The sequence below is a fragment of the Arthrobacter sp. Sr24 genome, from assembly GCF_054511175.1.
In genome coordinates, this window is the sequence record NZ_JBTNDB010000026.1 from 21344 (window position 1) to 34296 (window position 12953).

At 60.4% G+C, this 12953-nt stretch carries 13 protein-coding genes and 2 tRNA genes; 12 read left to right on the forward strand and 3 right to left on the reverse strand.

Annotated features, from left to right (window positions below; translation table 11 throughout):
* The first annotated feature begins 51 nt into the window (after nt 1–51).
* Together ACX80D_RS14685 and ACX80D_RS14690 are read left to right on the forward strand one after the other, a co-directional pair.
* The gene (locus tag ACX80D_RS14685) at nt 52–1119 is read left to right on the forward strand and encodes a 3-isopropylmalate dehydrogenase (RefSeq protein ID WP_459323612.1); all 1068 of its coding nucleotides are present in this window, start codon (nt 52–54) and stop codon (nt 1117–1119) included.
* A gap of 187 nt (nt 1120–1306) precedes the next feature.
* Nucleotides 1307–2419 carry a branched-chain amino acid aminotransferase gene (locus tag ACX80D_RS14690; protein WP_459323613.1) on the forward strand — a complete coding sequence of 371 codons (1113 nt, stop codon included), beginning with the start codon at nt 1307–1309 and terminating at the stop codon, nt 2417–2419.
* 109 nt (nt 2420–2528) lie between these two features.
* On the opposite strand, the gene ACX80D_RS14695 is transcribed toward ACX80D_RS14690, so the two are convergent.
* The gene (locus ACX80D_RS14695; protein WP_459323614.1) at nt 2529–3545 is read right to left on the reverse strand and encodes a mechanosensitive ion channel family protein; all 1017 of its coding nucleotides are present in this window, start codon (nt 3543–3545) and stop codon (nt 2529–2531) included.
* Nucleotides 3546–3819: 274 nt separating this feature from the next.
* On the opposite strand from ACX80D_RS14695, the gene ACX80D_RS14700 reads away from it, so the two are divergent.
* The 6 genes from ACX80D_RS14700 (at nt 3820) to ACX80D_RS14725 (ending at nt 8832) form a co-directional block, all read left to right on the forward strand.
* Nucleotides 3820–4005, forward strand: coding sequence for a hypothetical protein (locus ACX80D_RS14700; protein ID WP_459323615.1), 186 nt, complete (start codon nt 3820–3822; stop codon nt 4003–4005).
* 100 nt (nt 4006–4105) lie between these two features.
* Nucleotides 4106–4882 carry a fumarylacetoacetate hydrolase family protein gene (locus ACX80D_RS14705; RefSeq protein ID WP_459323616.1) on the forward strand — a complete coding sequence of 259 codons (777 nt, stop codon included), beginning with the start codon at nt 4106–4108 and terminating at the stop codon, nt 4880–4882.
* 100 nt (nt 4883–4982) lie between these two features.
* Nucleotides 4983–5222 carry a hypothetical protein gene (locus tag ACX80D_RS14710; RefSeq protein WP_459323617.1) on the forward strand — a complete coding sequence of 80 codons (240 nt, stop codon included), beginning with the start codon at nt 4983–4985 and terminating at the stop codon, nt 5220–5222.
* A gap of 40 nt (nt 5223–5262) precedes the next feature.
* Nucleotides 5263–6504, forward strand: coding sequence for a sensor histidine kinase (locus tag ACX80D_RS14715; RefSeq protein ID WP_459323618.1), 1242 nt, complete (start codon nt 5263–5265; stop codon nt 6502–6504).
* Nucleotides 6504–7157, forward strand: a complete 654-nt coding sequence (locus tag ACX80D_RS14720) for a response regulator (protein ID WP_459323619.1) — start codon at nt 6504–6506, stop codon at nt 7155–7157. The genes ACX80D_RS14715 and ACX80D_RS14720 overlap by 1 nt, the downstream gene beginning before the upstream one ends.
* A gap of 232 nt (nt 7158–7389) precedes the next feature.
* On the forward strand, nt 7390–8832 hold the full coding sequence (locus ACX80D_RS14725; RefSeq protein ID WP_459323620.1) for an amino acid permease: 1443 nt from the start codon (nt 7390–7392) through the stop codon (nt 8830–8832).
* Between the two features lie 152 nt (nt 8833–8984).
* Here ACX80D_RS14725 and ACX80D_RS14730 read toward each other — a convergent pair whose 3' ends face one another.
* Together ACX80D_RS14730 and ACX80D_RS14735 are read right to left on the reverse strand one after the other, a co-directional pair.
* Complete coding sequence (locus ACX80D_RS14730; RefSeq protein ID WP_459323621.1) at nt 8985–9470, reverse strand: SRPBCC family protein; 486 nt, start codon at nt 9468–9470, stop codon at nt 8985–8987.
* Between the two features lie 14 nt (nt 9471–9484).
* Nucleotides 9485–9832 carry an ArsR/SmtB family transcription factor gene (locus tag ACX80D_RS14735; protein ID WP_459323622.1) on the reverse strand — a complete coding sequence of 116 codons (348 nt, stop codon included), beginning with the start codon at nt 9830–9832 and terminating at the stop codon, nt 9485–9487.
* Between the two features lie 232 nt (nt 9833–10064).
* Between ACX80D_RS14735 and gltX the strand changes: the two genes are divergently transcribed.
* From gltX to ACX80D_RS14755, 4 genes are all read left to right on the forward strand, one after another.
* Nucleotides 10065–11576, forward strand: coding sequence for a glutamate--tRNA ligase (gltX, locus tag ACX80D_RS14740; protein ID WP_459323623.1), 1512 nt, complete (start codon nt 10065–10067; stop codon nt 11574–11576).
* 5 nt (nt 11577–11581) lie between these two features.
* Nucleotides 11582–12376 carry an HAD family hydrolase gene (locus ACX80D_RS14745; protein WP_459323624.1) on the forward strand — a complete coding sequence of 265 codons (795 nt, stop codon included), beginning with the start codon at nt 11582–11584 and terminating at the stop codon, nt 12374–12376.
* A 129-nt stretch (nt 12377–12505) separates the two neighbouring features.
* Nucleotides 12506–12577, forward strand: a tRNA-Gln gene (locus tag ACX80D_RS14750).
* Nucleotides 12578–12669: 92 nt separating this feature from the next.
* Nucleotides 12670–12742 (forward strand) — tRNA-Glu (locus ACX80D_RS14755).
* Nucleotides 12743–12953: the final 211 nt, after the last annotated feature.

Below are 12953 nucleotides of genomic sequence, written 5' to 3' on the forward strand. Positions count from 1 at the left end.
TAATGCAAGATGAATTGCCCATCATGTGGATACTTTGGCTAGGCTGAATCCATGAGCGCAACCATTGAAACAGCTGGCATTGACATTGCCGTAATTGCCGGCGACGGCATCGGTCCCGAGGTAACGGCAGAGGCCGTGAAGGTCCTGAAAAAGGTTACCTCCGCGGAGGGCGTGGAGCTGAAACTGACCGACTACAAGCTCGGCGCCGAGCACTGGTTGGCCACGGGGGAGACGCTGCCCGAATCCACCATCGACGCCCTGCGCGGCCATGACGCCATCCTCTTCGGCGCCGTCGGTGCGGCCCCCGGCGACACCTCCATCCCCTCCGGCCTGATTGAGCGCGAGATGCTCCTGAAGTTGCGCTTTAGCCTGGATCACTACGTCAACCTGCGCCCCTCCTTCTTGTACGACGGCGTGGCCTCACCCTTGGCGAACCCCGGCACCATTGATTTCGTTGTAGTCCGCGAGGGCACCGAGGGTCCCTACGTTGGCAACGGTGGCGTGCTGCGCAAGGGCACCCCACACGAAGTTGCCACTGAAGTTTCCGTCAACACTGCCTTTGGTGTGGAGCGTGTGGTGCGCGATGGTTTCCGCCGCGCCAATGAGCGTCCCCGCAAGAAGCTGACGTACGTCCATAAGCACAATGTGCTGGTCTACGCTGGTCACTTGTGGAAGCGCACAGTTGAAGCTGTAGCCGCCGAGTTCCCGGATGTCAGTGTTGATTACCTGCATGTGGATGCAGCCATGATTTTCCTGGTCACCGACCCGGCCCGCTTTGACGTCATTGTCACCGACAATTTGTTCGGCGACATTGTTACCGACCTGGCAGCAGCGGTCACCGGCGGAATCGGTCTTGCAGCATCCGGCAATATCAACATGGACCGCACGGCGCCCTCCATGTTTGAGCCGGTTCACGGCTCTGCTCCGGATATTGCCGGACAGCAGAAAGCGGATCCTACGGCGGCCATCCTCTCGGCGGCTCTGTTGCTGCACCACCTGGGTCACCACGGAGCCGCGGCCAAGATTGAGACTGCCGTGGCAGCAGATGTGGCTACTCGCGATGCGGCGTCCCCCCGCACAACCAGCGCCATTGGTGACGCTATCGCGGCAGCCCTCTAACGGCGTCGTACGTGGTGTAAATGGGGTGCCCGGCGTGGCCCGGAAACGGTGTTAGGCAGGAGTAGGCTTAACCCATAGAGTGAGTGCACACTAACTGAAGCGTTTCTGGCACTGACAATGTGCGCAGAGCGGCACAAAAATCTCGCCCCGGCAGTGGCAGGGGCGTGAATAACCTTGTGGAGGAAGCATGACCCAGAACGCCAGCGAGCTGAGCTTTTCCCAGCGGCTCAATGAGAATCCGAAGAGCAGCGCGGACCGTGACGCCATTTTGGCCAATCCCGGTTTTGGTGACTACTTTACGGATCACACTGCCGTGGTGGACTTCAAGGTTGATGCCCAGGGCGAGGGTGGCTGGCAGAACGCGCGCATTGAGCCCTACGGCCCCATCCTCATGGACCCGGCGGCGGCTGTGCTGCACTACGGTCAGGAAATTTTCGAGGGCATGAAGGCCTACCGGCACGCCGACGGTTCCATTTGGACGTTCCGCGCAGAGGCAAATGCAGCCCGCCTGAACACCTCGGCCCGCCGCCTGGCCCTGCCGGAATTGCCGCCGGAGACGTTCTTGGAATCACTGCGCCAGCTGGTGTCGGTGGATCAGGAGTGGGTACCTTCCGGCGACGGCGAGGCGCTGTACCTGCGCCCGTTCATGATCGCTACCGAGGCGTTCCTGGGTGTGCGTCCGGCCCGCGAAGTCTCCTACCGTGTGATTGCTTCACCGGCCGGGAATTACTTTGGCGGGGAATTGAAGCCCGTTTCGATCTGGCTGACCACCACCTACGCCCGCGCTGGCGCCGGTGGCACGGGCGAGGCTAAGTGCGGTGGCAACTATGCCGCATCGCTGATCGCCCAGATGGAAGCTGAAGCCAACGGCTGCAAGCAGGTGCTGTTCCTGGATCCGTTCAACGACAACGCTGTGGAAGAACTCGGCGGCATGAACGTGTTCTTCGTGTTCAAGGACGGCACGCTGGTCACTCCGGAGCTCAACGGCCACATCCTTCACGGCATCACCCGGTCCTCGGTCCTGCAGCTGGCTGTTGACCGCGGGATGGCTGTGCAGGAACGCAAAATCACCATCGACGAGTGGCGCTCCGGGGTGGCATCGGGCGATATCACCGAGGTGTTTGCCTGCGGCACCGCCGCCGTCATCACCCCGATCGGCGAGCTCAAGACCGCTGAGGGCACCATCGCCTCACCGGCCAAGGGCATTGGCGAAGTCACCGCCGCTATCCGCGAACAGCTGCTGGGGATCCAGACCGGCGCCGTCGAGGACCTCCACGGCTGGCTGACCCGCCTGGCCTAAGGTTCTGGCCTGGGTACTTTAGCCCGAGCCTGTTGCTGCAACTTCCGCTACCGTCCCCCACATCCGCCCCCACATGGACGGGCGCGGATGTGGGGGACGGTAGCGTTTTTTAAACGGACGGGCTTCCGGATTCCCAACGCTGGCGCGGGATGGAGCTTGAGTGCAGGCTTTGAATCTGTGTGAGCATCGATTCACGCACCAGGCAGCGCAAATCCCAAAGATCGCCGCTGTCATTGGCACTGACTACTACCCGGAGCCGGACCATACCGTTGACGGCGTCGGTCACCTCCAGCTTTCCGGTGCGCCCGTCCCACAGCGGGGTGCCGGATAAGAGCTCCGCTAGGTGCTGGCGGAGCTGTCCCACAGGAGCCTGCCAATCGACGTCGAACTCCACGCTGCCCATGATCTTGGGACTGTTTCTGGTCCAGTTTTCAAACGGTGTGCTGGTGAAATAGGTGGAGGGTAGAATCAACATCCGCTCATCCCACACACGCACCACCACATAGGTCATGGTGATTTCCTCAACGCGGCCCCACAGGCCCTCCACCACAACCACGTCATCAATGCGGAGGGCGTCGGTAAAGGCCAGTTGAACGCCGGCAAAAACGTTCGAGAGCGAGCTTTGCACGGCCAGGCCGGCGACGATTGAGATCAGACCGGCGGAGGCCAGAATTCCAGTTCCCAGCGCCCTGACCTCCGGAATGGTCAGCAGCAGTCCGGCCACAGCCAGCGTGATCACCAGCGCGCTGATGACGCGGCGGCCCAGGCTGATCTGAGTGGTGAGTCGGCGGCGGCGTTTGCTATCGGTGACACGTCGGGTGAAGTGGCGTAGCACCAGCCGTTCCGCCACCACAAGAGCCGCCAACACCAGCCAGCACAGCGCTGCAATGAGGCCGACCATCAGGACAAAGTCAACTGGCTCAAACCATAGGTAACCGGTTGACGTTGCTCCCAGCGCAACCCGCAGCCCCAAGCACAGCAGGACGACGAACACAGGAGCCTTGGCCAGCTGCGAGCGCTGCTTGAAGTCGGGGATCTTGCGGAAGGCTTGGTTGGCGGCGAACCTGAGGAGAAAGGTCAGCACAAGTGCGGCGACGATAGCAGACACAATGGCCAGTATGGGCATGATGCTAGTTTCCAGTGAATCCATCATTCGATCTTGACAGAGGACTCTGGGAGTAAGGTCAATGCCAAGGTGGTCCGAGATTTCCCTGTCAGTGCTCCTGTGAGCATCCCAAGAACGACGGCGGGTTCCTCACCTCAGCCTCGCCCCACGAAACCAACCCGCATATACGAGGAGTTTGGTCATGAGGAGTCTTGCACTATTGCTCTTGGATCCCACTATCGAGAACTCCTTAGGGAGTGCAAGACTGGCCTATAGAAGCGGAAGGCTGAAAACCATGAATCGCATCACCGTAACCGCTACCCGCTGGGACGGCGGCTGGGAACTGGAAATTGACCCAGCGAACATCACCCAAGTCCGTAACCTCGCAAAAGCGGCGTCCCAAGTGCGCGATTACCTCGACACTCTCCACCCGGAAGTGGATCATGCCAACTGGAAGATTCAGCTCATAAAAGGAAAGTAAGCGCCGCAGCCGATAAGTCCGCATAGTAGTGAGCTCGATCGCAAGACACCGCCGCCGCCCAACGCAGGCCCAAGAGAACTTTGCCGATACACTAAAACACATGCGTATAGCCCGATTTGTTGTTGATAATGACCCCATGTACGGCATTGTGGAAGGGGAGACCGGCAGTGAAATTGTCACTGTCATCAAGGGCGATCCCTTCTTTAACGGTGTGGAACGAACCGCCGTCAAGCACCCACTGATCGATGTGCGCCTCGTCGCGCCGATCATTCCGCGCAGCAAGGTCATCGGCATCGGCCGTAACTTTGCCGATCACGCGCGCGAACTGGGCAACGAGGTCCCCGAAAGCCCGTTGATGTTCCTCAAGCCCAACACAAGCGTGGTTGGCCCGAACGAGCCGATCGTGCTGCCGGAATTCTCCGAAGAAGTTTCCTATGAAGCAGAGCTGTGCGTGGTCATCGGCCGCATCTGCAAGGACGTCCCCGAAGAGCGCGTCGACGAGGTCATCTTCGGCTACACCTGCGGCAACGATCTCACCGCCCGAGACGTTCAGGCCACCGACGGTCAGTGGGCCCGCGCCAAGGGCTTCGACACCTCAGCGCCCCTAGGCCCGTGGATCGAAACCGACTTGGACCCCGACGATCTCTCCATCAAGGGCTTCCTCAACGGCGAACTCCGCCAAGACGGCAGCACCAACCAGATGGTGCGCAGCGTCCGCGAACTCGTCTCGCTCGTCTCCCAAGCCTTCACGCTGCTCCCCGGCGACGTCATCATGACCGGCACCCCCGCCGGCGTGGACCTCCTGGCAGCTGGCGACCGTTACGACGTCGAAATCGAGGGCATCGGCCGCCTCTCCAACCCGGTAGTCCGCCGCTAGTTGCGGTGATTGAGATTCACTGTCCCGGCGCCGTGGAAGTACGACGCCGGGACTTGGCATGAGAGGGCAGCGCGCCTTCGGGCGTGGCTTCACTCAGGCGATGAATGAGGCGGCGCGACGCCGTCTGAAAAATCCGCCGCCCAAAGCGTTGGCCGGATGGATTTTTGCGGCCGCCGCAATTTTCGGTGTCGCTGCCCGGCTCATCTACCTCACTGACGGGCCAATGCTGCTGGCTCGAATCTTGATCAGCATCGCCGTAGTCCTGGCGGCAGTTAGCTTCTGGATCAAGCTACGCCGATGGTGGCTGACTGGGAAACGGCCGCCAAGAAGACAACTTTAGTTAGATGTGCCTGCACCTGTGCGGCTTTTAGGCTCAAAGTATGAACATAAAAACGCTCTCAGTTGGTAGCCGTTGGCGCACCGTACTGCTGGTGGCCCTCGTAGCCGCGGCGGATGTCCTGCTGTCCTTGATGAACCTCGGGATGGGGTTGGACAGCGGCACTGTTCCGAATGATCCGGACGCCCTCGAGTTCATTCGTTATGCGGGCATGCCCGTACTTGCCCCACTCGGCGCAGTGGCACTGATCTGGCGCCGCCGCTTTCCTCGGCTAGTGGCCGTCGTCGCGGCCATCATGGGTGCCCTGTCCTTCAGCGGTATTGCCTTCATCGTGGCCCTCTACCTGCTGGCTAAGCGGCGTCTGGACTGGTGGGTTGCCGGATTGATCGTGTTGGTCCTCGTCGGGGAGCAGTTCTTAGGGATCGAACCCCTCGGCTGGGACGGCATCCTGCTGGGAATGGTAGTACTTGCCGCGATTGCGTCGTGGGCCGCGTACCGGGGACAACGTGCCCGGCTGCTCGAATCTCGAGTCGATTCGTTGAAGGAGCGGGCTGACCGGGCCGAGTCGGAACGCAGGGCTGAGGCGGACCGCAGCCGAATTGCCGAGCGCCACCGCATTGCCCGCGAAATGCACGACACTCTTGCCCACCGCATGTCCCTGGTCGCTGTTCAGGCCGCCGCGCTTCAAGTGGATGCGCCCGATGCCGAAACCGCCAGCGCGGCCAAGATCATTCGGGAGACTGCGCACGCTGCCCTCGGTGAACTCCGTGATGTGCTGGGTGTATTGCACGAAGATGGGAGAAGGACAGGCACAGGCACTGCGGCAGGAGGAACTGCGGATGCCCGCACTGCGCCGTCCGGGATCGAACAAGTAGCTGGACTTGTCGCCGAATGGCGGCAGGCTGGTCTGACTATCCACTACATGCCCAACCCCAAACTGACTGTGGGGATTGCCGACGCACCCAGCCGGGCTGCCTACCGCGTGGTGCAGGAGGGGCTGACAAATGTTGCACGCCATGCGCCCGAGGCGCATGCGGTGGTGACACTTGAGCTTCGTGCCAGTGATTCAGCTGAAACCGAACTTTTCGTCTCCGTTGTCAACGGTCTTGGCGGATCGGCAGAACCTGCGGTGGGAGCCGGCTTGGGCCTGATCGGACTGGCCGAACGGGTTCAACTTTTAAGCGGAGTCTTGGAACATGGCCCAACAGCATCCGGTTTTGAATTGAGTGCAGTCATTCCATTCCAAGAACCATTCCACGCACGCTCTAACGACGTGGCATCCTAGTGGAGAAGATCCGCGTCATTGTGGCCGAGGACGAGCAACTCATCCGTGCTGCCCTGGTCAAGATGGTCAATTCCCGCCCCGATATGGAGGTGGTGGCTGAGGCTGCCAATGGGCCGCAGGCGGTGAGATGCGCGCAAACCCAACGGTCCGACGTCGTACTTATGGATGTGCAAATGCCCGGCGGGGACGGTATCGCGGCCACGGCACAGTTGCGCGGGTTGCCGCAGCCGCCGCAGGTGCTGGTGCTGACCACCTTTGACCTGGATGACTATGTTTTTGCTGCGCTGGAGGCCGGTGCAGCTGGATTTCTGCTCAAGGACACGGACCCTGAGCGGCTCTTTCATGCCATCCGGGCCGTGGCCGCGGGGGAGGGGATGCTGGCGCCGACCGTGACGCGGCGGTTGATTGAGCGGACTCGTGAGCGGGCTGCGGCAGCGAAGTCGAACGCTGCTGTGGAGCGGCTGGAACTGTTGACCGCGCGTGAGGCGGAGGTGCTTGACGCGGTGGCGCAGGGGATGAGTAATGATGGGATCGCCCGGCACCTGTTCCTCAGCGAGGGGACCGTGAAGACGCACATGTCGCGGATTCTGGCGAAGTTGGGGCTGGAGAACAGGGTGCAGGCGGCGCTGCTGTTTCGGGATTCGCGCCACTGATTCGCGCCGACTCGGCGGCGGAGACAAAGTTCCCGGAGACAAAGATGCGCGAACGTGGGAGTGCACGTTCGTGGCTCCCCGCGAGAACCACTGGACCCTAGCGGCTCTCGCTCAAGGTTGACAGGAGTAGAATCGACAGGTCCTTTCTCCCCTAAACCAAGACTTTCCGCTGTATGACGCGAAATTCCGGGGAGCGAGCGCACAGGGCAGATCGATCATTGAAGGATTTTACGTGTCACAAGACGTCACGGACACAGAATCACACGTGCCCACAGCAAACAAGATTTCGGCCGAGGGGTACCAGCAGACACTCTCCCGTAGGCATGTAACCATGATCGCCATGGGTGGGGCTATCGGCGTCGGACTCTTCATGGGGGCCGGCGGGCGGCTGGCCTCAACGGGACCGGCACTGATTTTCTCCTACGCCATTGCCGGTGTGATCGCCTACCTGCTCATGCGGGCACTGGGTGAGCTGATCATGTATCGCCAGACCTCGGGCTCCTTTGTTTCCTACGCGGGCGAGCTCTTTGGCAGAAAAGGCGCCTACCTTTCGGGGTGGATGTACTTCATCAACTGGGCCATGACCGGCATTGCAGAACTCATTGCCATTGGGCTCTACTTCCAATATTTCTTCCCCGGCGTGCCCGTGGAGGTCAGTGCGATGTGCGCGTTGGCGCTGTTGGTGGGCGTGAATCTGCTGAGCGTCAAGGCCTTCGGCGAGTTTGAATTCTGGGCGGCCTGCTTGAAGGTCGGTGCCATTGTGATCTTCCTGATCGTGGGCACGGTGATGGTACTCATGAACACGCGGGTGGGGGAGTCGACCGCCTCGGTTACTAATCTCTTCCACGGCGGAGGCATGTTCCCCCAGGGCGGGCTGGTCATGATTCTTGCCTTGAACGCGGTAATCTTCGCCTATAACGCCATCGAGCTGGTGGGCATTACCGCTGGTGAGATGAAGAATCCCGAACGCGAAGTCCCCAAGGCGATTCGCGCGGTGGTGCTTCGAATTGTTGTCTTCTATATTGGTTCAGTTTCGCTGTTGGCCATGCTGATGCCCTCAGATCAGTACAAATCTGGGGAGAGCCCCTTCGTGACGGTGTTCGCCATGATGGGTCTGGACTGCGTGGGCTCGGTCATGAACTTTGTGGTCATCACCGCGGCCCTGTCCTCCTGTAATTCCGGGCTGTACTCCATTGGCAGGATTTTCCGAACCATGGCCAACAATGGGCACGCGCCGTGGTGGCTGACCAAAATGTCCGGCCGGCATGTGCCGTACGCGGCGATTCTGAGCATTGCCGGCGTTTACGCCGGGGGCGTGATGGCCAACGTTTGGCTCGGTGGCTCTAACGCTTTCGATCTGGCCCTGAATATGGCCTCGATTGGCGTGATCTTTACCTGGGGATCCATCTTTGCGTGCCAGATCATGCTCCGGCGCAAGAGGGGCAAGGTTTCCAGCCTGCCCATGCCGGGATCACCGTGGACTAGTTGGATCGGACTAGGCGCGCTGCTCATTATTACTGTCCTGATTGGCTTTGACACGATGACCAAGCCAGACGGCAGCGAGTATTTGCTGGGGTTGTGGACGCTCTGCACCATTCCGGTACTGGCGGTTGCGCTCTGGTTCGGGTGGCAGTTCGTGAAGAAGAACGAACCGAAGAACGCGTTGTTCAGCTAGGCGGCGGGCCGGCACGCCTCGCCTGGCACGCCCGCGCGATAAGTGACGCCGATCCCGCTTCAGGACCTCGAAATTTCAGGGTCATAAAGCGGGATCAGCGTCATTTTTGCATCAAGTTCAGAGAGCCAACGTGGGTTGCCCCTCCGGAACTCTCATTCGGCCAGAATGGCGTCAATTTGGCCCATGGCCTGGCGCATTCCTTCCTCCATGCCCATGGCAATCATCTTCTCCATCTGCTCCTGGGAGGCGAACGTTGTTTCCACGCTCATGCGGGTTCGCCCGCCGAGATCCTCTAGTGTGACGGTCATGGTTGCGGCGCCCATCTCAACCACGCGATCACCGTTGTCGTCGGCAAAGCCGTCCTGCAAAACCAAGTGGCTAGGGGCCGTGATGGTAATAAACTCCCACCAACCTCGCCCCCTCGATCCGTCTGGTCCTGTCATGTAATAGCTAGCCTGGCCGCCGGGTTCAAAATCGAACTGCTCAAACGTTGCCGGCCACGTTGGCGGGCCCCACCAGCGTTCCAGCTGGCGCGGATCCGCCCAAATCTGCCAGACGCGTTCGACGGCGGCGGCAAACTCTGAGGTGATGCGCAGGGTGAGGTTCTGGGTGCTTGTGGTGGTGTCGGTGACTGTCATGGGACTGCCTTTCCTTATGGTTCATCCAGGGATTCTTCGGCCAGGATGGTGGCGATCCGGTCGGCGCGCTGGCGCCAGATTGCCTCGTATTGATCGAGCAGGCGCTGTGCCTTGTGCAAACCATCGTGATTGGCGCGCACTACCTGCTCCCTTCCGCGTTTCTCCTTGGTGACCAGGGAGGCGCGCTCCAGTACGGCCACATGCTTTTGGACCGCTGCGAAACTCATGGCGTAGTAGTTGGCAAGCCCGGAGACCGTGTACTCGGCAAGAGTCACCTTGTGCACAATGTCTCGCCGCGTGGCATCGGCCAAAGCCTGAAATACGCGGTCCATTTCTGATGCACTGAGCTGATCTACAACCATTTGGTTGTAGATTACCCCTAGGCGGAATGACGCGTCAAGAGTCTTTTCGCGCAAATAAGTGCAACTTTCGCAGAGCGGCAGCCAGCGTCCTGCGGTGCACCCACTCGCGCACACGCCAGGGGAGGGCGACGGCGAAACGGGGCTGCCGCCGTCGTACGTGGAAAGGCGCAAAACCGGGGCCAATGGGACTCAGTTCGCGTAGGCGCCGGGGAAGACTAAACTAGAAACCATCATGACTAATGCTGCCTCGATCCGCACTGAGATCCCCACTGTCACCGCTGAAACCCCTGTCCGGGTACGGTTTTGTCCGTCGCCCACCGGAACGCCCCACGTTGGGCTGATCCGCACGGCCCTGTTCAACTGGGCCTACGCCCGCCACACCGGCGGCAAGATGATCTTCCGCATTGAAGACACCGACGCCAAGCGCGACAGCGAAGAGAGCTACCACCAGCTGCTCGATGCCCTGAAATGGCTCGGCATCACCTGGGATGAAGGCGTTGAAGTGGGTGGCCCGCACGAGCCGTACCGCCAGTCGCAGCGCGGGGACATCTACACCGACGTCATTGCCAAGCTGGTTGCTGGCGGGCACGCATATGAGTCCTATTCCACACCCGAAGAGGTTGAAGAGCGTCACAAGGCTGCCGGCCGGGACGTTAAGCTTGGATACGACAACTTTGACCGTGACCTCACCGCTGAGCAGATTGCTGCTTTCAAGGCCGAGGGTCGCCAACCGGCGCTGCGCTTGCGTATGCCGGATACCGACATAACGTTCAACGACTTGGTCCGGGGCGAGATCACCTTTAAGGCAGGATCAGTCCCGGACTACGCAATTGTCCGCCCCAACGGTGCGCCGTTGTACACGCTGGTGAACCCCGTCGATGATGCCCTCATGGGCGTCACGCACGTGTTGCGCGGCGAAGATCTACTCTCTTCCACACCCCGCCAGGTGGCCCTCTATGAGGCCCTGTACGCGGTGGGCGTTGCTGAGTACATGCCGCTGTTCGGCCACCTCCCCTACGTCATGGGCGCCGGCAACAAGAAGCTTTCCAAGCGCGATCCCGAGTCGAGCCTGTTCCTGCACCGCGACCGCGGATTCATCCCCGAGGGCCTGCTGAACTACCTGTCGCTGCTGGGCTGGTCACTTTCGGCCGATGAGGACATCTTCACAGTGGAAACGCTTGTGGAGAAGTTTGATGTCCACGATGTTCTGGGTAACCCGGCACGCTTCGACATCAAGAAAGCCGAGGCCATCAACGGCACGCACGTGCGCCTTTTGGAAGCCGCGGATTTCCGCAATCGCCTGGTCCCGTACCTGCAGGCCGCCGGTCTGGTGGGGGATGTGTTGACGCCACGCGAGGAGGAAATCCTCACCGAGGCCGCCCCTCTGGTCCAAGAACGCATCACCTTGCTGGGCGAGGCGCCTGAGATGATCGCCTTCCTTTTCAAGAAGGACGACGCCGTTGACGTCGCCGAGGATTCCCTCAAAGGCATGCCGGAGAACCTCACCGAGGTTCTGGACGCTGCCATTGCGGCTCTGGAACCGCTTCCGGTCTGGGATGCCGAGTCCATCCAGATCGCGTTGAAGTCGGCGCTGGTTGAGGGCCTTGGTATCAAGCCGCGCTTCGCCTTCGGCCCTGTCCGCACGGCGCTGTCCGGCCGCAAGATTTCTCCGCCGCTGTTCGAATCCATGGTGATTCTGGGCAAGGAGTCCTCGCTGACCCGCCTGCGCGCGTTCAAGGGCTAAACGCTTTGACGCTCAGTGCAGCAAACCACACCGCTGAATCCGCCCGTTTTGCTGGGCGGGTCAGCGGTGTTTTGTTTGATATCGATGAAACTTTGGTGGACCTCGTAGCGGCCATGAAGGAGGCCATGAAGTTCGCCTCCTACGCACTGTTGCCCGGTTTCACAGACGCGGGGTGGGATGACTTCGCAGCCTTGTATATGGCTGATCCGCAGCGCTACTACGATCGTTATGTTGCCGGCGAGTTCACGTTCCACGAGCAGCGGGGCCTGCGGGCCAGGGTTGTCTTCGACAAGCTCGGTGTGGCCTTTTCCGCAGAAGCCGAGGCGCAGTGGATCGTTGAGTTTGAATCGGCCCAGCCGCGCTCCATCCGGGCGTTCGCCGACGTGGTGCCGCTACTCGACACTCTAGACGCGGCCCGGATTCCCTACGGCGCTGTCAGCAACAACGTGCACGACTATCAGCGCGCCAAGCTGGATCAGGCGGGGCTGGCTCGCATCGCAGTTCTGGTGGGCATCGATACCGTGGGTGTGGCCAAGCCAGACCCCGCGATTTTCCTGGAGGGATGCCGCCAGCTGGGCACCGCGCCGCAGGAAACCCTTTACGTGGGGGACAACTTTATGATCGACGGCGTTGGTTCCGCCAGTGCGGGCCTGTCCAGTGTGTGGTTGAACAGGCAATCCAATCCGGTTCCTGAGGCGCCTGGCGTTGGCTCTGACGTTCTGGGCAGTATTGAAGAAGTGCTGACACTGGCTGACGTTGGAGTGTTTTTGGGGCTTCCGTCGACCGTTCGGGCAATGTGATGCAGGACGCACGCTAAAAGATCCTTTTCGTTTTGGCGATCCGGAAACTCTCAGGTATAGTTTTATCCCGGCGCGAGGGCCGCAGAAAGACCGGGGAAACCCGCGGATTTCACGGCAGAACGTAGCCATTGGGATATGGTGTAATTGGCAACACATCGGTTTCTGGTACCGACATTCTAGGTTCGAGTCCTGGTATCCCAGCGCTTATTAGATAAGCTGCTTTTCGGTTGGCATGTGAGAAGTTCTTCGAGTATTATTCTTGAGGTTCGGTCACAAAAAACCGAATGTATTAGGGCCCCATCGTATAGCGGCCTAGTACGCTGCCCTCTCACGGCGGTAACGCGGGTTCGAATCCCGCTGGGGTCACAAGCAAGGCCGGAAACTTACGGGTTTCCGGCCTTTTCGCTGCGCCGTCGCCTTTTTGCCAGCCCTGATACTTCGAAACTGCAGCTAAGGCGATAAATCGGCAAGTTTTACCGCATCATCCGCAGTCTCGAATTGGCGGAGCTCCAGCAGACCGCTTTATCTGCTGTTTTAACCTGCGCTATGGGCCCGGAAGTGCCATAGTTGCTGTCTC